We start from the raw sequence: 23,496 nt of genomic DNA, 5'->3' as shown, positions 1-23,496 counted from the left end.
GCAGGCAAGGCCGGGGATCGACGCCGCGAAAGTGCGGCGTCGATCCGGCAGGTCAGGATCAGTAGATGCTGAACGGGAAGTACTTGTCGTTGATCTTTTTGTAGGTGCCGTCTTCAACGATTTCTTTCAGCGCAAGGTTCAGACGCGCGCGAAGAGTGTCGCCTTTTCGTACAGCGATACCGATCTTGTCGCTTTCTTCAACCGGGTCGCCCTTGAATTCGTAAGGCTTGCCCGCTTCGCTTTTCAGCCACTCGTAGTTGACGTATTTGTCAGCGAGGATGCCGTCCAGACGACCGGAGGTCAGGTCAAGGTAGGCGTTTTCCTGAGTGTCGTAGAGTTTGACTTCGACGCCTTCCATGTTGTCTTCCATCCAGGTGCCGGCGAGGGTCGCACGTTGTGCGCCGATCACTTTGCCTTGCAGGGAAGCCTTGTCGGTTTTGAAGTCTTTGTCTTTCGGTGCGATGAATTGCAGCTTGTTCGAGTAGTACGGGTCGGTGAAGTCCACTGCGCCTTTGCGCTCGTCGGTGATCGACATCGAGGAGATCAGGAAGTCGAACTTCTTGGCGTTCAGGGCCGGAATGATGCCGTCCCAATCGGAAGTGACCACGGTGCAGTCGACTTTCATCTTCGCGCAGAGGGCGTCGCCGATGTCTTTGTCGAAGCCGACGACGTTGCCGCTGGCGTCTTTGTTGTTGAACGGCGGGTAAGCCGCTTCGATGCCCATCTTCAGGGTCTCGGCCATGGCACCGGCGCTGAACGCGAGGGTGACGGCGGCGGCCAGGAAGACCTTTTTATAGTTCTGCATGCGGGTAGCTCCGTTAGCGGTTGCTGGACATGAATTGTTTGCAGCGCGCCGAAAGCGGGTTATCGAACACCTGCTGTGGCGATCCTTGCTCTTCTACCAGGCCTTGGTGAAGGAACACCACTTCGCTGGAGACCTGACGGGCAAAGCCCATTTCATGGGTCACGAGCAGCATGGTGCGGCCTTCTTCGGCCAATGCGCGGATGACATTAAGTACTTCCTGGACCATTTCCGGGTCAAGGGCGGATGTCGGTTCGTCGAACAGAATCACCTTCGGTTGCATCGCCAACGTGCGGGCAATTGCCGCGCGCTGTTGCTGGCCGCCGGACAATTGCGCCGGGTAAGCATGGCGCTTGTCGGCGATGCCGACCTTGGCCAGCAGCGCTTCAGCCACTTCGATGGCCTCGGCCTTGCTCTGGCCGAGCACGCGGCGCGGCGCTTCGATGATGTTGTCGAGCACGCTCATGTGCGGCCACAGATTAAAGTTTTGAAACACAAAACCAATCTCGGAGCGCAGGCGATTGATCTGTTTGCCGTCGGCGGCAACCAGTTCTCCATTTTTGGCGGGCTTGAGCTTGAGTTCTTCCCCGGCAACCAGAATCTGGCCCTGATGCGGGTTTTCCAACAGATTGATGCAACGCAGGAACGTGGACTTGCCGGAACCGGAGGAACCCAGGATCGAGATCACGTCGCCGTCGCGGGCGGTCAGCGAGATGCCTTTGAGCACCTCAAGCTTGCCGTAGCGTTTGTGCAAGTTGCGGATTTCAAGCGCGGGCGTGGCCTCAGCCATGTGCGTTCCTCATATATGTTGCGCTCCTGCTGTTGGTTGGCCTTCCTGGCGAGGCGGCCAAGCTAGCATAGCGTTTCAGTGGCAGCCAACAGCGCTGGGCGCGGTAAACGGATGGCGTGTGGCAGGTTGTCGCATCGGCGCAGAAGACTGTCGCCCCATCAACAACCGAACGGGTGTTTGAACGTGCAAAGCCTAGGGTGCCGGGTAAAAAAAGGCGCGATGTTGCCACCTTTGGCGGGGTGTTGGAAGCGCTAACCGGCCGATCGTTCCGGATTCGCCCTTTTATTGTGCATCCCACACTTTTTGCGTGTGTTTCTGGTGCGGTGATTCGTTTAAAAAGTGAGTCGCAGGGTAACGCTCTGGCGAATAGCCATTAATCTCAATGACTTGCGATGACTGTCCGGTCGCGCGCAACACCCCGTTACGCGGGAGGATGAAACATTTTGGCGCAAATATTGCGTGCAGAATAAGGAACGCCCCGTTGGTTTCTTTTTACGAGAAGGAAAACCGGGCGGGCCGGACTGAATCGCTTTCCTCGCAAAGGTAGTTTCGATGAGCAGTACTCAAAGCTCCAACGGCCTCGAACAGGGGCTCAAACCGCGTCATGTGACCATGCTGTCGATCGCCGGGGTGATCGGTGCAGGTCTGTTCGTAGGCTCCGGCCACGCCATCGCCGCTGCAGGCCCGGCCGTGTTGCTGGCCTACGCCGCTGCCGGCATGTTGGTGGTCCTTGTGATGCGCATGCTCGGTGAAATGGCCGTCGCCTCGCCGGACACCGGCTCGTTTTCGACTTACGCCGACCGCGCCATCGGCCATTGGGCCGGTTTCACTATTGGCTGGTTGTACTGGTGGTTCTGGGTTCTGGTCATCCCGTTGGAGGCCAACGCGGCCGCAACCATCCTGCACGCGTGGTTTCCGGATGTGGGCATCTGGGCCTTTGCTCTGGTGATTACCATGCTGCTGACGGTGACGAACCTGTTCAGCGTGAAGAATTACGGTGAGTTCGAATTCTGGTTTGCCCTGATCAAAGTGTTGGCGATCATCGGTTTCATCGGGCTGGGTCTCGCGGCGATCTTCGGTTATCTGCCGAACAGCCAGGTCAGCGGCGTTTCGCATTTGTTCGACACTCAGGGCTTCCTGCCGAACGGCATGGGCGCGGTGTTGGGCGCAATTCTGACCACCATGTTCTCGTTCATGGGTACCGAGATCGTGACCATCGCGGCTGCCGAATCGAAGAACCCGGGCAAGCAGATTTCCAAGGCCACCAACTCGGTGATCTGGCGGATCGGCTTGTTCTATCTCGTGTCGATCTTCATTGTTGTGGCTCTGGTGCCATGGAATGATCCTGCATTGGCCAGCCTTGGTTCCTACCAGACTGTGCTTGAACGTATGGGCATTCCCAACGCGAAGATGATCGTCGACATCGTGGTTCTGGTCGCGGTCACCAGTTGCCTGAACTCGGCGCTCTACACCTCCTCGCGCATGCTGTTCTCGCTGGGTAAACGCGGTGATGCTCCGGCCGTGGCCACCCGCACCAACAAGAGCGGCACGCCGTACTGGGCAGTCATGCTCTCCACCGGCGCGGCGTTCCTGGCAACTTTCGCCAACTACGTGGCTCCGGCGGCGGTGTTCGAATTTCTGCTGGCCAGCTCCGGCGCCATCGCGCTGCTGGTGTACCTGGTGATCGCGATTTCGCAACTGCGCATGCGTAAACAACGCATGGCACGCGGCGAGAAGATCGTCTTCAGCATGTGGCTGTTCCCGGGCCTGACCTACGCGGTGATCGTGTTCATCGTCGCGGCCCTGACCATCATGCTGTTCCAGGACGCGCACCGCGTGGAAATTCTCGCGACCGGCTTGCTGAGCCTGCTGGTGGTGGCTACCGGTTTGCTGGTGGCGCGTCGGCGCAAGATCGAGAAGCGTGGCGCTGTGGTGCTGAATTGATCGGTAACGCGTAATGCAAAACGGCCGCTGTCAGTGATGACAAGCGGCCGTTTTTGTTTGCGAGCGCTGTTTACTCGCTCTTGTCTTCCTGCGTTTCGACCGACTTGCCATAAGCATCCAGCGCAATTCCGAAATCGGTGATGAACTGCGGTTCACTCAGCCAGGCTTGGGCGGCTTCGATAGTCATGCCGTCGGCCCACATGCGGTAGTCGATCAGCATGTCGGCGGCCAGGTGGGTGGCGGCCATGCCTTCGTTGTCGGCGTTTTCCATGTCCAGCAGATCAGGATGATCGATGATGATGAACGCCAATTCGCGCAGCAGCGTCAGCAGCATTTCGTTGCGGCTGACCGCTTCGGCGTCGCGCATTTTGCTGAACATCGCCAGGGTGTATTCCGGGATCGGTTCGGCGAGGTGGCCCAGATCTTCGTCCTGATCCAGCGGTTTACGCCCGACCATGCGGATTTGTTTGGCTTTGGCCTTGGCGCGTTTGGCGCGCTTCTGTTGCTTGTTCAGGGATGCCATGGGAGCTCAATCTTTCTGTTGGGTTTGTGCGGCGATCGCGTCGGACGCCGCCACATAGTCAGCCTGGAAGGCCGGAGATTCGATCCACGCCAGCGCGCCGGCCTCGTCGGTTTCGGTGGACCACTGGCGATATTCGATCAGCGCGGCGAGGATGAAGTCCATCGCGCCTTCTTCGCCTTCCTGCTCATACACCAGTTCAAGCAGCGGGTCTTCAAGGAACGCGCTGCACAGCGCCTGCTGGCTGATCTTCTCGGCGTCGATCATCTTCTTGAACAGCTCGGTCAGATCCACCGATTCGAAGTCGATGCGATCATCGTTCGGGTCCAGCTCGACCGGCGCCTCGGTGCGTTTGGTGCGGTTCTGCTTGGCCTTGGTCTTGGCCCGGGCGGCGCGTTTTTGCTGCTTGTTGGCGGAGGCCATGAGTGCTGTTCCGTGGTGCGTTAAAGGGTTTGGCTGCGCGGAACTTGCCGCCCGGGTGTGTCGGGGGCCAGCTGACCGGTCTGCAGCCAGGTCAGAGCGATGGGCCATAGTGTGGCTTGGTATGCGCTGCGAAAAAAGGCGAAATGTCCGACTTGTTGTTCGCCGATGTCCTCGGGGTGGATTCGCAGGTGTGTCTTTTGCGCATTGCTGAAGTAGTCGAGCAGGCGCTCGATGGCTGGAATCGTGCCGTAGGGATCGTCGCTGATGCTGATCGCCAACGTCTGTGCGTGGACGTTGGCGAACGGCAGTCGGCCGTTTTCCGCGATCATCTTGCGACCGCTCGGTCGATGCTCGGCGCGTAGTCGCGCCAGTAAGCGAAGTGCGCACCGACCGTCACCAGTCGTCGGCTCAAATGCCCGGAAGCGCCCAGTCCGGCCGCCATCCGTTCTCTTGGGCGTCCTGAACGCTCATGGCTCTCGACCTTTGCACGTTAGCTGTCAACGATAGGCTCACTCGGCCGGGTGAACAATTCGCAGGATTATTCTGTGGATTGATTGAGCAAGCGTTCTTCCAGCAGCGCCTGTTCCCGATTCAGCTCTGCCCGTAGTTCTTCCTCACTCGGTAGCACCGTTTTGTAGCTACTGGCGAACAGTTGCTCGTTGCCCTTCAAAATCGAATAGCGTGCGACCGACTCGTTGTTCTCCGTACACAGAATGATCCCGACTGTCGGCTTGTCGCCTTCACTGCGCTTGAGTTCGTCGTACATGCGCACGTACATGTCCATCTGCCCGACATCCCGGGCGCTGAGCTGGCCGCGTTTGAGATCAATGATCACGAAGCATTTGAGCAGGTAGTTGTAGAACACCAGATCAATGAACAGATCCGAGCCGTCGGTGCTGATGCGTTGCTGGCGCGCGACAAACGAGAAGCCTTTGCCCAGTTCAAGCAGAAAGCTTTGCAGATGATCAATAAGTGCTTGTTCGAGTTCGCTCTCCTTGACCTTGCCCGGGGATGGCAGGCCAAGAAACTCGAGAATGACGGGATCGCGAATGAACTCGCGCGGATTGCAATTCATCGCCTCGATGTTGGTGGTGGCTTCCTCAGTCACACCTGCCTTGTCACGGCTCATCAGCAAGCGTTCGTAGTAGAACGTGTTGATCTGCCGGTCGAGGGCTCGGCTTGACCAGTTGAGTGTGGCGGATTCATCCATGTACCACTTTCGGGCCTTTTCGCTATCGACCCGCAGTAGCCTGCGGTAATGAGTCCAGCTCAATTCGAGACGCAGTGCGTCTCGAATTGGAAATAACTGATAAAACAGGCGCATTTTCCGCAAATTGGTCTCATCGAACCCCTTTCCAAAATCCGCTGTCAGCTCCCTCGCCAGCCTGGCCAGCAACTGTTTGCCATATCCCGCCCGCTGGGCGCCTTGTTGCTCGAACTCGACAATATGTCGCCCGATCTGCCAACTGGTCTGAACTTGAATCACATCGACCGTACGCAGCACTTTCTGCCGCGCTTCGCGTATCAGTTGCCCAAGCTCGCCCAGCAGCGAATCGATTTTTGGGTCTTGCGGGTCAGCAGGTTTTAGCTGGCTCATCAGGTCTTCCACGTCAGGAGAAACGGAAAACACAGGATGCCAAAAGCCAATCGGTGGCGATGTCGGGCGGCGCTGGTAAAGCAGAGGGAAGGGGGGATGAGGTTTGCAGGAAGTTACCGGGCAAACCTGTATTTCAGGGTTTTGCCTGTAGTCCGTTTCGTACAGAGGATACGCTCACCGGCGAGCGCCCTTACCCTTGGGCTTGACCGCCGGTTCGCTCGCCTTGCGCCAGACCCACAACCCGACCACTCCGACTACCAGCAGCATCACGCTGCCCACGCACTGACGCCAGAACTCGAACCAGTACATCCGCGGTTGCAGGGCCAGTGTGTAGGTCGAGCGCGGCCCGCGGTTGGTGGTGGTGATCGAGCCGCTGAGCAGGCTGTCGATGTTCTGGTAAACCGACGCGCTGAAGGCGAAGGCGATCAGCACGCCGACCAGGACGAGCAGCCAGAATGACGCCCGGCTCTGCCGATACGGCGGTGGGTGGGGCAGGGGGATGCGGGTTCTTTTCTGATTCATCAGGTGCCTTCGCGAACACTCAGCTGCAGTCAGGAGACCGCAGACTCTGGCGCTTGCTCAGTAAGTTTTCGCGGCACGGGCGAATATCCCCCGGCGAGGTGCGCGCACTCGGCAATCACGCCGAGGATCTGCATGACGCCCGGTGACAACGTCGTTCCCAGGCAGATGCGCAGGCCTGTGGTCGGGTGCCCGTCGGCGAAGAAGATGCCGCTTCCTGCGATATGACAGCCGCGCTCGTGCGCCAGACGCGTCAGTGCGGCCATGTCGGTGTGCATGGGCAACTCGATCCAGTGGATGAATCCACCGCGTGGAGGGACGTAAACGGTTCCGACGGGAAATTCCGTGCGCACCAGTGTTTCCACGAAACTTGAGAGCGAGGCCAATTGCGCACGAAGTCTGGCGCAGTGCTCTTCCATGTAGCCGCGCCCGATGAATTCGTTGAGCACATTTTGTGCAAGGCTTGAGACCGCCAGGTTGCGTGAAAACATCTGCGCAAGAATCGCATCCCGGTATTTTCCGGCGACACACCAGCCCACGCGGTAACCCGGTGCGACCGTTTTCGAGAATGACGAGCAGTAGATCGTCTGACCGCTGGTGTCGTAGCTTTTGATGGCGCGTGGACGCTCTCCTTCAGGCACCAGGTCGAAGAAAATATCGTCCTCGATGATCGGCACATCAGCTTCCCGGGCAACCCGTGAAAGTCGTGCACGGGTTGCCTCCGGCATGATGAAGCCGCGCGGGTTTTGCAGGGTCGGATTGAGAAAGATCACCGCGACCTTTTTCAGCTTCAGTGCTTCTTCGAGATGGTCGACGTCCATGCCCAGTTCGCCGTGGGTGCGAATCGGCAATGCGCGCATGCCCAGGCGTTCGATGGTCTGCAATATGCCGTAGTAGGTCGGTGTTTCGATGGCGACGGTAGAACCTCGCGGCGCGACGGCTTCAAGCGCCAGTTCCAGTGCGATCGTGTCGCCTGACGTCACCAGTATTTCATCGGGCCCGCACACCACGCCGCGCGTCAGCATCAGCCCGGCAATTCGTCGTCGCAATGCCGGCAAGCCGGGAGGCGCCACCAGCCCGGTCAGCGAGTTGTCAGCCTTGGCAGCCAGCACCGAAAGGCATTTGTTCAAGAGCACGTGCGGTGTGAGGTCACTGTGCAGAACGGCGGAACTCAATGACGCCGTGGTGCGTGACGCCGCCTGAGAGAGCATCGCAACCACCGCGTGATTGATGTTGACGGTGACACCGGAGAAATCAAAAGCGCTGGCGGGTTTGGCCTGGCCTGATGCCGAGACGAAATAGCCGACACGCGGGATAGTCGAAACATAGGCATCAGCTTCCAGGTCAGCCAGCGCGCGCTGAACAGTGGTGATGCTGGTTTCAAACAGTCGGGCCAGAGTTCGGATCGACGGCAGCTTCGACTCCGCCGCCCACTCACCGCTGTCGATTTGACGGATAACCCAGTCCTTGACTATCCGCCAACGTTTGTCCGGTAAATCAAACCTGTCCATAAGTTCTCTTGTTATTTCTGGAAATACTTTAGAGAAAATAAAGTAAAACCACCCCCATTGCAGCAACTATGGCGATGTTGAGGGCAACCAGTCCGAAGGCGAACCGGATCAGATTATTCTCTTCCTTGCGGTTGGCGGCTGCCAGGCCGGTAATCAGCGAAAGAATTGACAACGATCCGAGTGCTCCATGCCCGGCGGCGCTGTTGACCATTGCGGCCAGCCAAGGCCCGTGCCCGCTTGTCAGCGCTGCAATAGACGGCATGACCAGGGTGTTGCCGCCCACGTTGGAGCCGGTGACATAGCCGGCAATCCCCGCCAGCAACGCGATCGTCGGCGCCAGGGAAATACCCGACAGGGATTGCAGGGTGCGCTGTGCTTCGACCAGAAATCCGGCGTTGACCATGACCTGCGATAGCAGCAAGAACAGGAAAATCGTGGTCACCGGAAATTTGGCCCGGTTGAACAGCGACTTCCATGGGAAGCCTGCAGTCGCGGCTTGTCGGATCGACATCAGCAGCGTGACGATCAGCAGCGCGAGTCCGGGGGAGGCCAGTGGCTTCCACGAAACATGCTCACCCTTGATGATCCACAGCGCATCCCAACCCGACAGCACGAACAGCCCGCGCGACGCAACGATCACCCCCAGCAACGCCAGGTAAGGCCATGCTGCGCTCGGCCAGCGCACCAGTTTTTTGCGCTGCGCGAACGAGATACCCAGGCCTACGCATGCAACCGCAAGGCCTGCGAGCACACCTGAAACTTCAGGCCCGATCCACAGGTTGATGGAGAACAGCACCGCGACGAACAACGCCGTCACGACAATCAGTCCGAGCCACGGAGTGATGGTGCGGATGCCGGCCTGCCACATGGCAATGGCGGCCAGGCAGAGAAATACCGGTGCGCTGACGATTGCCGAATGGCTGCCGAGTGTTTCTGCCGGCATGTGCGCCAGCAGTGAGCCAATCACGGTGGCCAGACCCAGTGTGCCCCACGGCATGATGACCATGCCGGCCAGGGCGATTTTCATCCCGGACTGACGCGTGAACAGCCCCATCAGCAAAGGCACGGTGGCGATCAGCGAGACGCCGAATCCGGTCATCGCTTCGAGCAGCGGCGCCAGGCCCAGCACGATGAAAATGACTTGCGCCGGTGGCGTCCAGCCGAGCTCCTTGACCCAGGCGCCGATGGCCTGTGGCGCACCACCGCGCTCGACCAGAATGACAAACGCCAGCCCCGGTACGATCACACAAGCGGTACTGAGGAACAGAATCGTCGTGTCCTGAAAGATCGCCGTGGTGATCGCCTCGGACACCGGCCCCGCCGCTCCTAGCACCCATAGCAGGAACACCAGCGCAACGCCTGCCAGGGCCGCTTGTACCGGAGGTCTGCGCACGATCAGAATCAGCGCGATCACCAGACCGATCGGTGACATTTGCAACAAGAGAGAACTCATACACTGTTTTCCTTAACTTAATCGTGAGTCTGCCCGCAGTATTCGGTCGCCCGCATCGAAGCGCGCTCACAAAAAGTCTGATGCCACTCGCTCAGGCGTGGCTGAGCAGAAAAGTCCGAAAGCTTGCGAAAGGCGATCCAGTCGAGTGCAGTCGCCAGCGCGATGTGCCCGAGGGTAATCGGGCCATTGAGGTCGACGTGTTGCTCGATGAAGCGATAAGCCTCCTTAAGCTTGTAGGCCTGGCCGTCGGCGTAAGCCGGATAGCGCAGGGCTTGCGGGCGGCGCTCGACTTCCCAGCGCAATTTGATGCCAACGTCGCACATGCCTTGCGCGAGGGCCTGAAGCTGCAGCGCTGCATAGCGTGCCGGCCCTTTTGGCGGGATGAACTTCGGCGCGTCATTCAGGTTGTCGAGGTATTCGCAAATCACGATCGAATCAAACAGCGCGCTGCCGTCGTCGAGTATCAGCACCGGCACCTTGCCCAACGGGTTGGCCTTGTAGATGGTTGCGTTGGGCGACGTCGGGCTGGTCTCGTGATGGATGACTTCCAGGCTCGAGGCGATCCCGAGTTCGTGCGCCAGCACCAGCACTTTGCGGGCGTATGGCGAATGCGTCTGGTAGTAAAGTTTCATGCCGATGTCCCTGCCTGAAGGATTGCAGTGGCCGCCCGGTGCGCGTCCATGAATAGACGCGAGGGTGCGCCCGCCGAGGTGACGTAGTGGTTGTAATAGCAAGAGCCCTCGGCGAGCGGCCCGAGTACCCAGATGTTTTCTACCGGCTCGCCCTGACTCGACTTGGGATGACACGCGGCGTCCACATCGATGCCGTCGATGCCTGCGTCGTTGGTTCTCGGGCGGATCAAGCCCAGGCGGGCGAGATCGCGCACTGGCGCGCAGTCGCTGTTCGTCACGCCGCTGCCCTGGACATATCCGGCGACACGTCGGTAATGCTCGGTCGCGGGCTGGGTGCCGGGCTTGAGGAAGGTCAGCAGGCCGGCGTCACACAGCGCCAGCAGATCAGCGTGGCGCTCTTTTTGAGGCCCGGCGACGAGCCGGTTGATTGCCTTGTGCCAGCGGCCATAGAACTGACGGTGCGAGGCGTCCGTCAGTCCGTCAAAGTCGACCGCTTCACGCAGGCGGTCGCGCAGATCGCGCCAGACTTCGATGGCCGCTTTGATTGCCGATTGCGCTCGCCCAAGCCGCGCCTCGTGCAGATCGACTTCGATGGTTTCGTAGATCCACGAATGGTAATTGTGGGCGGTGACAGTCTCGGGCAGCGCATGGCAGATCAGCGCCAGCGGATTTATCGCGCCGCATGTCTGTTCGTATTCGCGCAGCAAGTCCTCGCAAGCGACGACGCCGGCATGGCCTGCAGCGGCGACACTTCTGAGCCGGTTCAACACTTTCTGGTATTGCTGCGGCTCTGATTTAGCGAGCATCACGGCAACCGCCGCCGCGCGCATCTCAAGGAGCATGATCGGCAGAATGTCGCTCTCGAAATCCAGCTGGCGATTCTGCGCATTCTCGCGCAACGCCTGGATGCGCGAACTTGTCAGGAGCACGGCTTGATGCCGTGGACAGTCAGTCAGCCCGTTGGGGCGGGTGCGAAATGGCAGGCCGTCACGCGACTGAATGAGGATCACCGGCTCATGGCCCGAAGGATGATAAACGTGGCTGGCGTCGGCCATACGCTTGTAGTGACCGCCTCTGCCAGAGGTCAGCGCGGCCAGGGTATCCATGGCGCCCAGCCCAAGTCCTTCGATCAGAATGGTTTCGCCTGGCTCGATGGCGACGAGGCTGCCGGGCAGCGGATAGACGTCGTCGATGCGAGTCTCATCGGACGGACGCACGCGGCCGGTATGGCCGACAGTCAGGATCAGCCGATCCACGCTCACCGCAGCACCTGATGCCACTTTCAGCAGATATTGCTGCCCTTCACCGGCTTCGATAGCCGTGACGGCCTGATGGTGCAGGCGCACGCTGACCCAGGCCGGTGCCGTTGCCAGGATTTGTGAAAATGCATCGGTCAGGTAAGCACCGAGCAAGTGCCTAGGCAGGAAGTCCTGCGGCTCGACATCACGCCCGTCGAGCGCAAGCAGCCCGCTGTCCGGATCGACCTTGATGCGCTGGTCGTGGCACCACGCGAGAAAATCCGGACCGGGTCTTTCGCGTGCATCCGGCAGATTTCCCAGCGCCGGGGCATCTGGAAAAACCCCGAGTTGCCCGGCGACTGTATTGAGCAACAGGTAGTCGGGTTGATCCGGCCAATGCGCGCCGCTGCCGAGCACATTGGGATCAAAAATGTCGATGACGACCGGTTGCTCGGGCCGTTGCTCGCTGAGGCTCAGCAGGCGTTCGAAGATCGACAGCCCGCGAGATCCGCAGCCCACCAGGCCGATGTGCAGGGCAGCCTTCACCATCTGCGCTCCTCCCCGAAGAACGATGGGATTTCCACTGCCGAGCCTTCCTTGACCGCGATGTCGTGAATCATCCGGCCAAGCGCCAGATCGAGGATGCCCATGCCGAATGGCGAGTAGATCAACGGTTTGTCCGTGGCGATACGCACATCACCGCGAATCAATTGAGCCACGGTGCCGGTGACGAAATCGCGATGACCGAACTTCTGCTCGGCCAGATGCGGCGAGGTATTGGCTTTCAGACAGTGAGTCACGTCATCGAAGTAGTTGTAACTTTGTTCGATGATGTCCGCGCCGATGTCGCGCAGTGAGATGTTCAGAACGATTTGCCCGGCGTGGAAGGTCCCGCGCTGGTTGACGTAGGGCGTGCCTGCACTGGTCGCAAACACCACGATGTCGGCGCACAGCGCATCATCGAGGGACACTGTCTGCACATCCGGCAGCCCGAGCTGTTCACCGAATGCCGCCAGCGCCTGAGCTGACTCGGCGTTGAGGTCATGAATGCCGACACTGTCGAACGACCAATCGTCGGCGATGAATGTCTGCAGGATGTTCCGGGAAATCACCCCGCCGCCGATGATCGACAACGTCTGTGCGCTTTTCTTTTGGCCATTCATCCACCAGGCACCGAGCACTGCAGACGCCGCCGTTCTGACAGCACTTATCAATGCGCCTTCGAGCAGCGCATAGGGATAACCGGTGTGCGGATCGTTGAGGATCAGGACTGCGGAAGCACGCGGAATACCCGCCTTGATATTGTCGGGGTAACTGGCTATCCACTTGATCCCGGACACCGATTGATCGCCCTCGCTGTCGACGATTGCCGCCGGCAGCGCAATGATCCTGTTCGCCGGCTCTTCCGGGAAACGCAGGAAGTAACTGTCCGGGTTAACGGTTTCGCCGCGTTCATGGGTCAAGTAAGTCTGGGCAACGATCTCGATGGCTTCTTGATGAAGTCCGCCGAGAATGTGTTTGATGGCTGCGCCTGGAATCACATGGAACGGTTGAATCAAAGTCTGATTGGTCATTGCGGATTACGCCGAAAGTAACAGAGCGATTTCAGGGAAGAGTGGTTGCAACGCCGTTGCGCCGATGCGCTGGGTGACCCATTCGTCGGAGTAGATGGTTTCGAGGTAGCGCTCACCCATGTCGGGTGAAATCGCCACAACCACATCGTCAGGACGGATGTGCGGCGCCCATTGCTGGATGCCCGCGAGGACCGTGCCGGTGGAGCCGCCGAAGAGCAGCCCATAGCGTTGCGCCAGCCAGCGGCAGACTTTGATCGTCTGTTCTTCGGGTATGGACAAGAAGTCGTGAATGCCGGAAGGCTCGAATATTTCCGGGCGGCGGCTGGTGCCCAGTCCCGGGATATGGCGCGGCCCGCCCGGCAAGCCGAACGTGACCGAGCCAACGGTATCGACGGCAATGACTTTGGTGTGTGGATGATGTTCGGCGAAGTAGTTCTTGCAGCCCATCAGCGTGCCGGTCGTACCGGCGCCGACGAACAGGTAATCCACATGCGCAAACTTGTGGGCAATCGATCTGGCCGTGGCTTGATAGTGCGCCAGGGGGTTGACCGGGTTCTTGTATTGATTGAGCCAGATGTAGTCGGAGTTGTCGGCGACCAGTTGCTCGATCAAACGAATCCGCGAATTGAGATAGCCCCCGTTTTCGTCGCGCTGCTCGACCATGAGCATCTCGGCGCCCAGGGCGTGCATCAACTTTTTGTTCGGAGCAGAGATGTTCGGATCGATCACGCAGACAAACTTGTAGCCCTTGGCCGCACAGACCATGGCCAGTGCGACCCCCAGATTGCCTGACGAAGATTCGATCAAGCGGGTTCTCTGGGTAATCAAACCCTGGCTTTCCAGGTCTGTGATGATCGCGTGTGCGGTTTTGAGCTTGATGGAGCCGGCAGGATTCAATCCTTCGATTTTCAACTGGATCTTGGCACTGCAAAGATCCCCTATCTGCACATAGCTATCTTCATTGATGAGCTGTTTGATCATACGTCGTCCCTTTCGTCGCTTTTATGCCGGGCGCAATGGCTCGCCAGCATCAGTCCTGGAGTGTTGAAAAACAGTGTTCACGGTTCGCTGTTCAGATTGTTTTCAGATTTTTTAGCTGGACGGGAAGTGACCTTTCGGTGGACGCCGATCTATTCAAAAAATCAGGTATCGCGCTCTGCCTGGTTGAAGCGTGCAGAGTATTTTTGCGGCACAAAGTAGAGCCCATCCCGGGCTCGCCAAGGCTGATCAAATACTGGCGATTTTTCCTACACGGCGAGAGATACAGATTTCCGCTATTTTCCAGTACACCTGACGGGGAAGTGCATTGCAGACGGTCGGCGGGGATGACGAGGAGGGTGTTGCGCAGGGGGGATTAAATCGCAGACATAAAAAAACCCTGAATCTTGCGATTCAGGGTTTTCGGTATTTGGTGCCCAGAGACGGAATCGAACCGCCGACACGGGGATTTTCAATCCCCTGCTCTACCGACTGAGCTATCTGGGCAACGGGGCGCATTAAAAGGGTTTTTCGGATTTACGTCAAACACTTTTTTAAAATTTCTTAAATTAATTCCGTCGCTTACGATCCGCCCCCGGATTTCCGGGGGTTATTCTGCTGGCGGCACGTAGCCTTCGGCTTGGGCGTATTCCTCACCGGAGAAGTACTTGTCCATTTCACCCTGGAGAAATTTGCGGTCTTCGGCGTTCATCATGTTCAAACGCTTTTCGTTGATCAGCAGGGTCTGGTGTTTCTGCCAGTCGGCCCAGGCCTTGGCCGAGACGTGTTCGAAAACATCCTGACCCTTGGCGCCCGGGTATGGAGGGCGCTCTAGGCCTGGCAGCTCTTCTTTGTACTTGCGGCACATTACGGTGCGGGTCATGACGATACTCCTGCATTCAAAACGGTGGCCGCGCGTTCGAGCAAGGTTTTGACCGGGGCAGCAAGGCCCAGGCGCGGCGGGGTGGCGAGGTTATACCAGAGCCAGTCGGCCTCGGCCACGTGATCGCCGGCCTCCTGTACCTGAACCAGCCAGGGTTCGATCGACAGCTGGAAATGGCTGAAGGTGTGCACCAGCGTCGGCAGCGCCTGCTGTTCGCGCACTTGCAACGAGTGCTGCACCGCCAGATGCTGCAGGTCGTCGAGATCATCCAGTTCCGGCAGGCTCCACAATCCGCCCCAAAGTCCGGTAGATGGCCGGCGATAAAGCAGAATCGCGCCGTCCGCGTTGGCCAGCATCGGCATCAGCGTGCGTTTCTGCGGGATGGCTTTGCGCGGTTTGGGAATCGGGTAGCGCGTCTCCAGGCCAAGCATGTGCGCTTCGCAGCCCTTTTCCAGCGGACACAGCAGGCAGCTCGGCTTGCTGCGCGTGCACAGTGTCGCGCCGAGATCCATCATCGCCTGGGTGTAGGCGTTGACTCGATCCTGCGGCGTAAAGCGCTCTGCGGTGGCCCATAGCTGTTTGGCGACCTTCGGCTCGCCGGGGTAGCCCTCTTGCGCGGTAAAGCGCGCCAGCACGCGTTTGACGTTGCCGTCGAGGATCGGCGCGCGCAGGCCCATGCTGATGCTGGCAATCGCGCCAGCGGTGGACAGGCCGATGCCCGGCAGCTCGGTGAGCTTTTCGACGTCACGCGGAAACTCGCCGCCGTACTGGCTGACGACAATCTTCGCGGTCTTCTGCAAATTGCGCGCACGGGTGTAGTAACCGAGGCCCGTCCACAGGTGCAGCACTTCATCTTCCGGCGCTTCGGCCAGCGCTTCGACCGTCGGCAGCGAGGCCATGAAGCGGTCGAAGTAATTCAGCACGGTGCTGACCTGAGTCTGCTGCAACATGATTTCCGAGACCCACACCCGATACGGGTTGATGCCTTGCTGCCACGGCAAATCGTGGCGGCCGTGGCGGTCGAACCATTCCAGCACCGCCGTTGAAAACTGCTCCGCTCTCATCGCTTGAACAGCCCTTTCAATGCGTTTTTCAGCTCAGGGCTGACCTTGTCGCCGAGTTTCTCGTCGATCTTCTCGCTGAGCTTGTCGCCAGCCAGTCTGGCCGCGACCTGGCCCATGCGTTCGTTGTCCAGACGGCAGGCCTTGGCACCCAGTTCCAGTGGGCCACGGCAGCGCAACGGCCACTCGATGCCAACGTACTTCTCGCCGACCTGGCAGGCCGGATCCGGCATGTCGCTCTTGTCGCCTTCGACGACGATGCCGACCCGGTAATCCATGCCCAGCACGCGCAGGTCGATGTCGCCGTCACCGTTGACGGTCATGCCCGGAATGCGCACTTTCAGATCCGGATTGCTCGCTACGCCGTTGCGGAACGTCAGGTTGCCCTTGAGCTCCTGGAACGGCGTGTCCTTACCGCGCGGCTCGCCGCTGAGGGTTTTGCGATTCAGCGTGGCGATGCCTTTGCACAGTTGCTGTTCAAGGTTGGCGTTGAGCAGCACGCCGTTGTTGATCACGAAACTGGCGTTGCCGTTGAGGGTCTCGATCAGCGCCTGCTGGCTGTTGCCGCTACCGGTGAAGCTGCTGGTGAGATTGACCAGGCCTTTGACCGGTGGATTCTTGCCCTGGCTTTCGAGGATTTTTTCTACCGGCACCCGGTTGATCCGCGTTTGCAGGTTGAGGATCGGCGCCGCCTGGCGCACGTCCAGCGTGCCTTTGGATTCAAACTCGCCGTTGTACAACTCGCCGCGCAGGTTCTCCAGGGTCAGCAAGCCGCCCTGGCCGTTAGCCTTGAGCACGGCGTTCTGAATCGGCAGTTTGTCGAGGGTCAACTGGCCGAAGCTCAGGTCGGCATTCACGTCGAGTTTGCTCAGACGCTCGACCGGCAACAGGCGTTCGGTGCTCCAGGCGCTTTTGCTCGGTTTGTCCGGCAGTGGCGTGCTGCCGGCTCCGGCCAGCGCGTCGGCTTCGGTGCTGGCGACTTCGGCCTGACGCACTTGCGTGGCGCTGTTGGCCTGAGCGGATTTCGGCGGCAGGTAGCGGTCGACGTTGAAAGTGTCAGCCTTGAGAATCGCGCGCAGCGATTGCTTGGCGAAGTCTTCGACGGCGATGCGCCCGCCGAAGCTGCTGTCGTCGAGTTTCAGGTTGATGTTGTCGAACGCCACGCTGGTCGGTGTGGCTGCGACGCGGCTGACCAGCTCGACTTTACTCAGGCTGCCCTCGGCCATGGCTGGCAGTTTCTGGCCGATGCTGTCGATGAATTTTGCCAGATCGAACTGGGCGATGGAGAGGCCGCCACTGATCTGCGGATTTTTGTCGAGGTCGTTGGCTTTCAGTTCACCCAAGGCGCGCAGCTGATTAACGGACAGCTTGATACCGGTCCATTCGGCGACGTTCGCGGCTTTATCCAGCAGCATCTGGCCCTGCGCGGCAAAGGTCACGGTTTTGCCTTGCAGCGGATCACCGGCAACTTCGCCGCTGAGTTTCAGGTCTTCCAGCTTGTAGCGTTGCAGGGCGCGCTCGAAGCGCAACTCGCCAGTGAGTTCGGTGCGCACCCGTAGAACTGGCTGATTGGTGCCGAGGAACGCCGTGGCTTTGATCGGGATGTTAGTCGAATCGTGGACCGGGCCGGTGCTCAGTTGAATGCTTTCAGCACTGAATTGCTTGCCGGTCAGCTCGTCGTTGTACTCAACGCGGGCGTTGTTGACGGTCAGGCTGTCGATGTCGAGACGAATCGGTTGCGCCGGTTTTTCCACCGCTACAGTGGGCTCGCTCGCGGGTTCGCCGGGAGTGGCCGGCGGCGTTGCTCCGGGTTTCACCGGCACCTTGCCGATGTCTTCCCAGTTGCCGTGGCCATTTTTGTCACGGTTGAGGCGCAGGTTCAGGCCTTCAACGCGCACGTCGCTCATCTGTACTTCGCGGCGCAGCAGTGGCAGCACGCGCACTGACAGGCCGAGCATCTGCAGATCGGCAAACGGTTCGGCGGGCTTGGCCAGGGTCGCGACGCTGGCTTCGTGCAGTTCCAGGCCGAGCCACGGGAACAGGCTCCAGCCGATATCGCCATTGAGCGTCAGCTCGATGTGGGCCTTGTCGCGGGCTATCTGGCGGATCTCGTCTTTGTAGTCGTTGGGATCGAAGAGGTGGGTCAGGGCAAAGCCCAGCGCCACAATGATCAGCAACAGCCCGAGAAGTACCAGACCCAGGATTTTGCCGAACGCTTTCATGGGCGAGTCCTTGTAATTAGTCGAATTCATAATTTAGCCGGGGAGTATAGCGCTGCATCTGCCCGGGCTGCTGAGGCGTCCTGTCACAACCTGCCGAGCCGCGGCACGCAGCGCTTCGACAGCGCATGCCTTGGTGGTTCCCCGCAGGCAGGAGATCAGTTGACTCAAAAAAGGTGATATCAGTTTGGTTTTTCTGTCACCTGCAGATGGTAACCTGCGCCGGTTCGTCCGCCCTTCTGCGACTTTTGGTCGCGCCTCAAGGAGCTTCACCCACTAACACGGTCATGCCTGCGTGCATAAAGACCGGGGGTGAGCAGTGGCTGGCGAACCATACTAATAATTGGGGGATACACAATGAGCACGAGCATCACGGCGGACGGCCTCAAAGCCGATCAGCCAGGCTTCCTGTCCAAGGAACGCATCATCGCCAAGCCCGGTTTCAACCGCTGGCTGGTACCACCGGCCGCTCTGGCCATCCACTTGTGCATCGGCATGGCCTACGGCTTCTCGGTGTTCTGGTTGCCGCTGTCCAAGGCGCTGGGCGTGACCGCTCCGCAGGCTTGCGCACCGGACATGAGCTTCATCGCACAAGTGTTTTCGTCGCAATGCGACTGGCCGATCTCCATGCTCGGCTGGATCTACACCCTGTTCTTCATCTTCCTCGGCTGCTCGGCAGCGATCTGGGGCGGCTGGCTTGAGCACGCCGGGCCACGCAAGGCCGGTGTTGTATCAGCACTGTGCTGGTGCGGCGGTCTGCTGATTTCGGCACTGGGTATTTATACCCACCAGATCTGGCTGATGTGGATCGGCTCGGGCGTGATCGGCGGTATCGGTCTCGGTCTGGGTTATATCTCGCCGGTTTCGACCCTGATCAAGTGGTTCCCGGACAAGCGCGGCATGGCCACCGGCATGGCGATCATGGGCTTCGGTGGTGGCGCGATGGTTGGCGCTCCACTGGCGACCGCACTGATGAGCCATTTTGCTTCGCCGGCTGGTGTTGGCGTGTGGCAGAGCTTCGTGGCGATGGCTGCGATCTACTTCGTGTTCATGATCGGTGGTGCTTTGGCCTACCGCGTTCCGCCGACTGGCTGGAAGCCTGAAGGCTGGACCGCTCCGGCGAAGAAAGCCGCGAACGCGATGATCACGCATCGCCATGTGCACGTGAATGTGGCGTGGAAAACCCCGCAATTCCGTCTGGTGTGGCTGGTGCTGTGCCTGAACGTGTCGGCCGGTATCGGCATCCTCGGCATGGCTTCGCCACTGTTGCAGGAAGTGTTTGGCGGCAAATTAATCGGGGTTGATCTGCCGTTTGGTCAGCTGGATGCAGGGCAGTTGGCTTCGATCGCTGCGATTGCTGCCGGTTTCACCGGTCTGCTGAGCCTGTTCAACATCGGTGGCCGGTTCTTCTGGGCGTCGTTCTCGGACTACCTCGGTCGCAAGAATACTTACTTCGTGTTCTTCGCCCTCGGTTTTGCGCTGTATGCGCTGATCCCGAATCTGGGCCATCTGGGCAACGTTGCGCTGTTCGTGGCGGCGTTCTGCATCATCCTGTCGATGTACGGCGGTGGTTTCGCGACGGTTCCGGCGTATCTGGCGGACCTGTTCGGTACGCAAATGGTCGGCGCGATTCATGGTCGACTGCTGACCGCGTGGGCTGCGGCCGGTGTGCTCGGTCCAGTGCTGGTCAACTATCTGCGTGAGTATCAGTTGAGCATCGGCGTTGAACGCGCTGCCGCTTACGACATCACTTTGTACATCCTCGCCGGCTTGCTGGTGTTGGGCTTCCTGTGCAACCTGCTGGTACGTCCGGTGGCCGACAAGTACTTCATGACTGACGCCGAACTGGCTGCCGAACAGGCGCTGGGCCACGACAAGGGTGCTGACAGCAGCACCGTGCTGGAGTGGAAAGCCGCGCCGGGCAGCAAGCCGTTGGCGATTGCTGCGTGGCTGGCGGTGGGGATTCCGTTGGCGTGGGGTGTGTGGGTAACCCTGCAGAAGACCGCGGTACTGTTTCACTAAGTGATGCTGTGCCTGACATGAGTTGTGTCAGGCACTTTTGATTCAAGCCGAAAAGATCGCAGCCTTCGGCAGCTCCTACCCTGTCGGCGTGTGAACACTGACTGTAGGAGCTGCCGAAGGCTGCGATCTTTTTGCTTGTATGCACATGTCTACCCGCGACAGCCGGGCTTCTATCCGTCTGCCATATCACGTCTCGTGTTTCTGTTTCGGCCCCGCGCCCCTATAATGGCTGCCTTTTTCGCCCAATGATTTGCGGAGCTGGTGATGGCCGAACGTATGGCGTCTGTCGAGCGCGACACTCTGGAAACCCAGATCAAAGCCTCGATCAACCTTGATGGCACCGGAAAGGCCCGATTCGATATCGGTGTTCCTTTTCTCGAGCACATGCTGGACCAGATCGCCCGCCACGGGCTGATCGACCTGGATATTGTCAGCAAGGGCGACCTGCATATCGACGACCACCACACTGTGGAAGACGTCGGTATCACCCTCGGCCAGGCTTTCGCCAAAGCCATCGGCGACAAGAAAGGCATTCGTCGCTACGGCCACGCCTACGTGCCGCTCGATGAAGCGCTGTCGCGTGTGGTGATCGACTTCTCCGGTCGTCCAGGTCTGCAGATGCACGTGCCTTACACCCGCGCCACTGTGGGCGGCTTCGACGTTGACCTGTTCCAGGAATTCTTCCAGGGCTTCGTCAACCACGCGCTGGTCAGCCTGCACATCGACAACCTGCGTGGCACCAACACTCATCACCAGATCGAAACCGTGTTCAAGGCGTTCGGCCGCGCGTTGCGCATGGCCGTCGAACTGGACGACCGCATGGCCGGCCAGATGCCCTCGACCAAGGGCGTTCTGTAATGCAGACGGTCGCGGTTATCGATTACGGCATGGGTAACCTGCACTCGGTGGCCAAGGCCCTCGAGCACGTCGGTGCCGGCAAGGTCTTGATCACCAGCGATGCCAATGTGATTCGCGAAGCCGACCGGGTGGTGTTTCCCGGCGTTGGCGCGATTCGCGACTGCATGGCGGAAATCCGTCGCCTGGGCTTCGATTCGCTGGTGCGTGAAGTCAGCCAGGATCGTCCGTTCCTCGGCATCTGCGTCGGCATGCAAGCCTTGCTCGACAGCAGCGAAGAGAACGACGGCGTCGACTGCATCGGCCTGTTTCCGGGCGCAGTGAAGTTCTTTGGCAAAGACCTGCACGAAGATGGCGAACACCTGAAAGTCCCGCACATGGGCTGGAACGAAGTGCGGCAGACGGTGAGTCACCCGCTGTGGCACAACATTCCGGATCTGGCGCGCTTCTACTTCGTACACAGCTACTACATCGCCGCCGGCAACGCGCGGCAGGTGGTGGGTGGCGGTCATTACGGCGTCGATTTCGCTGCGGCGCTGGCTGAAGGCTCGCGTTTCGCCGTGCAGTTTCACCCGGAGAAGAGCCATACCCATGGCCTGCAATTGCTGCAGAACTTCGCCGCGTGGGACGGTCGCTGGTAAATGGCTGCCAAGAAGAAGCCGCCGATCCTGACCCTCACTCCCGAACAGGAGAACGAGGCCAATCACAAGATCAAACGCTTCATGGAGGATCGCTTCGAACTGAATCTGGGTTCGTTCGAAGCGGCCGAAATTCTTGAGCTGTTTACCCGCGAAATTGCGCCGCACTATTACAACAGGGCGATTTTCGATGTGCAGACCCACCTCAAGGAGCGGTTTGAGAGCATCGAAAGCGACCTGTGGGCGCTCGAGAAAAACTGATTTCCGAGCCAAGCTGAACATTCAAATTTGAAGGTTTGCCAGATGCTGATTATTCCCGCTATCGATCTCAAAGACGGTGCCTGCGTACGTCTGCGCCAGGGCCGCATGGAAGATTCCACAGTGTTCTCCGATGACCCGGTGAGCATGGCTGCCAAGTGGGTGGAGGGCGGTTGCCGTCGTCTGCATCTGGTCGATCTGAACGGCGCCTTCGAAGGTCAGCCGGTCAACGGTGAAGTGGTTACTGCCATCGCCAAGCGCTACCCGAACCTGCCGATCCAGATCGGTGGCGGCATCCGCTCGCTGGAAACCATCGAGCACTACGTCAAGGCTGGCGTGAGCTACGTGATCATCGGCACCAAAGCCGTGAAAGATCCGGCGTTCGTCGCTGAAGCCTGCCGCGCATTCCCGGGCAAGATCATCGTCGGCCTCGACGCCAAGGACGGTTTTGTCGCCACCGATGGCTGGGCTGAAATCAGCACCGTGCAGGTTATCGATCTGGCCAAGCAGTTCGAAGCCGACGGCGTGTCCTCGATCGTTTATACCGACATCGCCAAAGACGGCATGATGCAGGGCTGCAACGTACCGTTCACCGCCGCGCTGGCTGCCGCAACAAAGATCCCGGTGATCGCTTCCGGCGGTATTCACAACCTCGGTGACATCAAGTCGCTGCTCGACGCCCGTGCGCCAGGCATCATCGGCGCAATTACCGGCCGGGCGATCTACGAAGGCACCCTCGACGTCGCTGAAGCGCAAGCTTTCTGCGATTCATACCAAGGCTGAGGACTGACCATGGCGCTGGCCAAACGCATCATCCCTTGCCTGGACGTGGACAACGGCCGGGTCGTCAAGGGTGTGAAGTTCGAGAACATCCGCGATGCCGGTGACCCGGTGGAAATCGCCCGTCGTTATGACGAGCAGGGTGCTGACGAGATTACCTTTCTCGACATCACCGCCAGCGTCGATGGCCGCGATACCACGCTGCATACCGTCGAACGCATGGCCAGTCAGGTGTTCATTCCGCTGACTGTCGGCGGCGGCGTACGCACCGTGCAGGATATCCGCAACCTGCTGAATGCCGGCGCGGACAAGGTTTCGATCAACACCGCCGCCGTATTCAACCCGGAATTCGTCGGCGAAGCGGCGCAGCATTTCGGCTCGCAATGCATTGTCGTCGCCATCGACGCGAAGAAGGTTTCACTGCCGGGCGAAACCCCGCGCTGGGAAATCTTCACCCACGGCGGGCGCAAGCCGACCGGGCTCGATGCGGTCGAGTGGGCGAAGAAAATGGAAGGCCTCGGTGCCGGTGAGATCCTGCTGACCAGCATGGATCAGGACGGCATGAAAAACGGTTTCGACCTCGGCGTAACCCGCGCGATCAGTGATGCGCTGGGCATCCCGGTGATCGCCTCCGGCGGTGTCGGCAACTTGCAGCATCTGGCCGACGGCATCATTGAAGGCCACGCCAGCGCAGTGTTGGCGGCAAGTATCTTCCACTTCGGCGAATACACCGTGCAGGAAGCCAAGGCGTACATGGCCCATCGCGGCATCGTGATGCGCTAAACATTCCGTACAGGCC

At 59.6% G+C, this 23,496-nt stretch carries 22 protein-coding genes, 1 tRNA gene and 1 pseudogene; 7 read left to right on the top strand and 17 right to left on the bottom strand.

Annotation, left to right across the window (positions count from 1 at the left end; all coding sequences use genetic code 11):
* Positions 1 to 58: 58 nt before the first annotated feature.
* A complete protein-coding gene (locus tag ACOI8A_RS17090; protein ID WP_420646811.1) occupies positions 59 to 805 on the bottom strand; it encodes an ABC transporter substrate-binding protein in 747 nt (248 codons plus the stop codon).
* A 13-nt stretch (positions 806 to 818) separates the two neighbouring features.
* A complete protein-coding gene (locus ACOI8A_RS17085) occupies positions 819 to 1,592 on the bottom strand; it encodes an ABC transporter ATP-binding protein (protein ID WP_420646812.1) in 774 nt (257 codons plus the stop codon).
* A 552-nt stretch (positions 1,593 to 2,144) separates the two neighbouring features.
* Here ACOI8A_RS17085 and gabP point away from each other — a divergent pair.
* On the top strand, positions 2,145 to 3,536 hold the full coding sequence (gabP, locus tag ACOI8A_RS17080) for a GABA permease (protein WP_420646813.1): 1,392 nt from the start codon (positions 2,145 to 2,147) through the stop codon (positions 3,534 to 3,536).
* Between the two features lie 70 nt (positions 3,537 to 3,606).
* Here the strand turns inward: gabP and ACOI8A_RS17075 are convergent, their stop codons facing one another.
* The 15 genes and pseudogenes from ACOI8A_RS17075 to ACOI8A_RS17005 form a co-directional block, all read right to left on the bottom strand.
* On the bottom strand, positions 3,607 to 4,059 hold the full coding sequence (locus ACOI8A_RS17075; protein ID WP_420651271.1) for a hypothetical protein: 453 nt from the start codon (positions 4,057 to 4,059) through the stop codon (positions 3,607 to 3,609).
* Positions 4,060 to 4,065: 6 nt separating this feature from the next.
* Positions 4,066 to 4,479 (bottom strand): hypothetical protein, encoded by a 414-nt coding sequence (locus ACOI8A_RS17070; protein WP_420646815.1) that lies wholly within the window; start codon positions 4,477 to 4,479, stop codon positions 4,066 to 4,068.
* Between the two features lie 20 nt (positions 4,480 to 4,499).
* Positions 4,500 to 4,918, bottom strand: a pseudogene (locus tag ACOI8A_RS17065) (alpha/beta hydrolase); the annotation flags it as partial.
* Between the two features lie 99 nt (positions 4,919 to 5,017).
* Positions 5,018 to 6,076, bottom strand: coding sequence for a PDDEXK nuclease domain-containing protein (locus ACOI8A_RS17060; RefSeq protein WP_420646816.1), 1,059 nt, complete (start codon positions 6,074 to 6,076; stop codon positions 5,018 to 5,020).
* 174 nt (positions 6,077 to 6,250) lie between these two features.
* The gene (locus ACOI8A_RS17055; protein ID WP_420646817.1) at positions 6,251 to 6,598 is read right to left on the bottom strand and encodes a hypothetical protein; all 348 of its coding nucleotides are present in this window, start codon (positions 6,596 to 6,598) and stop codon (positions 6,251 to 6,253) included.
* A gap of 29 nt (positions 6,599 to 6,627) precedes the next feature.
* Entirely contained in the window at positions 6,628 to 8,106 is a 1,479-nt protein-coding gene (locus ACOI8A_RS17050) for a PLP-dependent aminotransferase family protein (protein WP_420646818.1), read from the bottom strand.
* Between the two features lie 28 nt (positions 8,107 to 8,134).
* A complete protein-coding gene (locus ACOI8A_RS17045; protein ID WP_420646819.1) occupies positions 8,135 to 9,559 on the bottom strand; it encodes a transporter in 1,425 nt (474 codons plus the stop codon).
* 17 nt (positions 9,560 to 9,576) lie between these two features.
* Positions 9,577 to 10,191 carry a glutathione S-transferase gene (locus tag ACOI8A_RS17040; protein WP_420646820.1) on the bottom strand — a complete coding sequence of 205 codons (615 nt, stop codon included), beginning with the start codon at positions 10,189 to 10,191 and terminating at the stop codon, positions 9,577 to 9,579.
* Entirely contained in the window at positions 10,188 to 11,978 is a 1,791-nt protein-coding gene (locus tag ACOI8A_RS17035; protein ID WP_420646821.1) for an FAD/NAD(P)-binding protein, read from the bottom strand. The genes ACOI8A_RS17040 and ACOI8A_RS17035 overlap by 4 nt, the downstream gene beginning before the upstream one ends.
* Positions 11,972 to 13,003 (bottom strand): 2,3-diaminopropionate biosynthesis protein SbnB, encoded by a 1,032-nt coding sequence (sbnB, locus tag ACOI8A_RS17030; RefSeq protein WP_420646822.1) that lies wholly within the window; start codon positions 13,001 to 13,003, stop codon positions 11,972 to 11,974. Before sbnB ends, ACOI8A_RS17035 begins: the two co-directional genes overlap by 7 nt.
* Before the next feature lie 6 nt (positions 13,004 to 13,009).
* On the bottom strand, positions 13,010 to 13,984 hold the full coding sequence (gene sbnA, locus ACOI8A_RS17025; protein ID WP_420646823.1) for a 2,3-diaminopropionate biosynthesis protein SbnA: 975 nt from the start codon (positions 13,982 to 13,984) through the stop codon (positions 13,010 to 13,012).
* A gap of 428 nt (positions 13,985 to 14,412) precedes the next feature.
* Positions 14,413 to 14,488: transfer RNA gene (locus ACOI8A_RS17020), tRNA-Phe, on the bottom strand.
* A gap of 103 nt (positions 14,489 to 14,591) precedes the next feature.
* Complete coding sequence (locus tag ACOI8A_RS17015) at positions 14,592 to 14,864, bottom strand: oxidative damage protection protein (protein WP_420646824.1); 273 nt, start codon at positions 14,862 to 14,864, stop codon at positions 14,592 to 14,594.
* On the bottom strand, positions 14,861 to 15,928 hold the full coding sequence (gene mutY / locus ACOI8A_RS17010) for an A/G-specific adenine glycosylase (protein ID WP_420646825.1): 1,068 nt from the start codon (positions 15,926 to 15,928) through the stop codon (positions 14,861 to 14,863). Before mutY ends, ACOI8A_RS17015 begins: the two co-directional genes overlap by 4 nt.
* Positions 15,925 to 18,147 (bottom strand): AsmA family protein, encoded by a 2,223-nt coding sequence (locus ACOI8A_RS17005; protein WP_420646826.1) that lies wholly within the window; start codon positions 18,145 to 18,147, stop codon positions 15,925 to 15,927. Before ACOI8A_RS17005 ends, mutY begins: the two co-directional genes overlap by 4 nt.
* 354 nt (positions 18,148 to 18,501) lie before the next feature.
* Here ACOI8A_RS17005 and ACOI8A_RS17000 point away from each other — a divergent pair, with 354 nt between their 5' ends.
* The 6 genes from ACOI8A_RS17000 to hisF all read left to right on the top strand — a co-directional run bounded on the left by ACOI8A_RS17000 (position 18,502) and on the right by hisF (position 23,480).
* Complete coding sequence (locus ACOI8A_RS17000; protein ID WP_420646827.1) at positions 18,502 to 20,166, top strand: OFA family MFS transporter; 1,665 nt, start codon at positions 18,502 to 18,504, stop codon at positions 20,164 to 20,166.
* Positions 20,167 to 20,430: 264 nt separating this feature from the next.
* On the top strand, positions 20,431 to 21,024 hold the full coding sequence (gene hisB, locus ACOI8A_RS16995) for an imidazoleglycerol-phosphate dehydratase HisB (protein WP_007897437.1): 594 nt from the start codon (positions 20,431 to 20,433) through the stop codon (positions 21,022 to 21,024).
* Positions 21,024 to 21,662 (top strand): imidazole glycerol phosphate synthase subunit HisH, encoded by a 639-nt coding sequence (gene hisH / locus ACOI8A_RS16990; protein WP_420646828.1) that lies wholly within the window; start codon positions 21,024 to 21,026, stop codon positions 21,660 to 21,662. The genes hisB and hisH overlap by 1 nt, the downstream gene beginning before the upstream one ends.
* Complete coding sequence (locus ACOI8A_RS16985) at positions 21,663 to 21,920, top strand: DUF2164 domain-containing protein (RefSeq protein WP_030129286.1); 258 nt, start codon at positions 21,663 to 21,665, stop codon at positions 21,918 to 21,920.
* A 42-nt stretch (positions 21,921 to 21,962) separates the two neighbouring features.
* Positions 21,963 to 22,700: a 1-(5-phosphoribosyl)-5-[(5-phosphoribosylamino)methylideneamino]imidazole-4-carboxamide isomerase gene (gene hisA, locus ACOI8A_RS16980; protein WP_115985282.1), complete on the top strand. Its 738-nt coding sequence runs from the start codon at positions 21,963 to 21,965 to the stop codon at positions 22,698 to 22,700.
* Between the two features lie 9 nt (positions 22,701 to 22,709).
* Entirely contained in the window at positions 22,710 to 23,480 is a 771-nt protein-coding gene (hisF, locus tag ACOI8A_RS16975; protein ID WP_121731627.1) for an imidazole glycerol phosphate synthase subunit HisF, read from the top strand.
* Positions 23,481 to 23,496 lie beyond the last annotated feature (16 nt).

This window comes from Pseudomonas sp. P4795 (assembly GCF_048822895.1).
In the GTDB taxonomy this organism is placed as follows: Bacteria; Pseudomonadota; Gammaproteobacteria; order Pseudomonadales; family Pseudomonadaceae; genus Aquipseudomonas.
Note: the sequence above shows the minus strand (reverse complement) of the source record. Positions and strands in the feature narration are given on the sequence as shown.

Excerpts from the sequence above, each read along its gene's own strand:
- ACOI8A_RS17040 (WP_420646820.1), bottom strand. The coding sequence starts at position 10,191 with ATGAAACTTTACTACCAGACGCATTCGCCATACGCCCGCAAAGTGCTG.
- mutY (WP_420646825.1), bottom strand. The coding sequence starts at position 15,928 with ATGAGAGCGGAGCAGTTTTCAACGGCGGTGCTGGAATGGTTCGACCGC.
- ACOI8A_RS17005 (WP_420646826.1), bottom strand. The coding sequence starts at position 18,147 with ATGAAAGCGTTCGGCAAAATCCTGGGTCTGGTACTTCTCGGGCTGTTG.
- hisF (WP_121731627.1), top strand. The coding sequence starts at position 22,710 with ATGGCGCTGGCCAAACGCATCATCCCTTGCCTGGACGTGGACAACGGC.
- hisA (WP_115985282.1), top strand. The coding sequence starts at position 21,963 with ATGCTGATTATTCCCGCTATCGATCTCAAAGACGGTGCCTGCGTACGT.
- sbnB (WP_420646822.1), bottom strand. The coding sequence starts at position 13,003 with ATGACCAATCAGACTTTGATTCAACCGTTCCATGTGATTCCAGGCGCA.
- hisH (WP_420646828.1), top strand. The coding sequence starts at position 21,024 with ATGCAGACGGTCGCGGTTATCGATTACGGCATGGGTAACCTGCACTCG.
- hisB (WP_007897437.1), top strand. The coding sequence starts at position 20,431 with ATGGCCGAACGTATGGCGTCTGTCGAGCGCGACACTCTGGAAACCCAG.
- ACOI8A_RS17045 (WP_420646819.1), bottom strand. The coding sequence starts at position 9,559 with ATGAGTTCTCTCTTGTTGCAAATGTCACCGATCGGTCTGGTGATCGCG.
- ACOI8A_RS17090 (WP_420646811.1), bottom strand. The coding sequence starts at position 805 with ATGCAGAACTATAAAAAGGTCTTCCTGGCCGCCGCCGTCACCCTCGCG.
- ACOI8A_RS17055 (WP_420646817.1), bottom strand. The coding sequence starts at position 6,598 with ATGAATCAGAAAAGAACCCGCATCCCCCTGCCCCACCCACCGCCGTAT.
- ACOI8A_RS17035 (WP_420646821.1), bottom strand. The coding sequence starts at position 11,978 with ATGGTGAAGGCTGCCCTGCACATCGGCCTGGTGGGCTGCGGATCTCGC.
- ACOI8A_RS17015 (WP_420646824.1), bottom strand. The coding sequence starts at position 14,864 with ATGACCCGCACCGTAATGTGCCGCAAGTACAAAGAAGAGCTGCCAGGC.
- ACOI8A_RS17085 (WP_420646812.1), bottom strand. The coding sequence starts at position 1,592 with ATGGCTGAGGCCACGCCCGCGCTTGAAATCCGCAACTTGCACAAACGC.
- ACOI8A_RS17050 (WP_420646818.1), bottom strand. The coding sequence starts at position 8,106 with ATGGACAGGTTTGATTTACCGGACAAACGTTGGCGGATAGTCAAGGAC.
- ACOI8A_RS17075 (WP_420651271.1), bottom strand. The coding sequence starts at position 4,059 with ATGGCATCCCTGAACAAGCAACAGAAGCGCGCCAAACGCGCCAAGGCC.
- ACOI8A_RS16985 (WP_030129286.1), top strand. The coding sequence starts at position 21,663 with ATGGCTGCCAAGAAGAAGCCGCCGATCCTGACCCTCACTCCCGAACAG.
- sbnA (WP_420646823.1), bottom strand. The coding sequence starts at position 13,984 with ATGATCAAACAGCTCATCAATGAAGATAGCTATGTGCAGATAGGGGAT.
- ACOI8A_RS17000 (WP_420646827.1), top strand. The coding sequence starts at position 18,502 with ATGAGCACGAGCATCACGGCGGACGGCCTCAAAGCCGATCAGCCAGGC.
- ACOI8A_RS17070 (WP_420646815.1), bottom strand. The coding sequence starts at position 4,479 with ATGGCCTCCGCCAACAAGCAGCAAAAACGCGCCGCCCGGGCCAAGACC.
- gabP (WP_420646813.1), top strand. The coding sequence starts at position 2,145 with ATGAGCAGTACTCAAAGCTCCAACGGCCTCGAACAGGGGCTCAAACCG.
- ACOI8A_RS17060 (WP_420646816.1), bottom strand. The coding sequence starts at position 6,076 with ATGAGCCAGCTAAAACCTGCTGACCCGCAAGACCCAAAAATCGATTCG.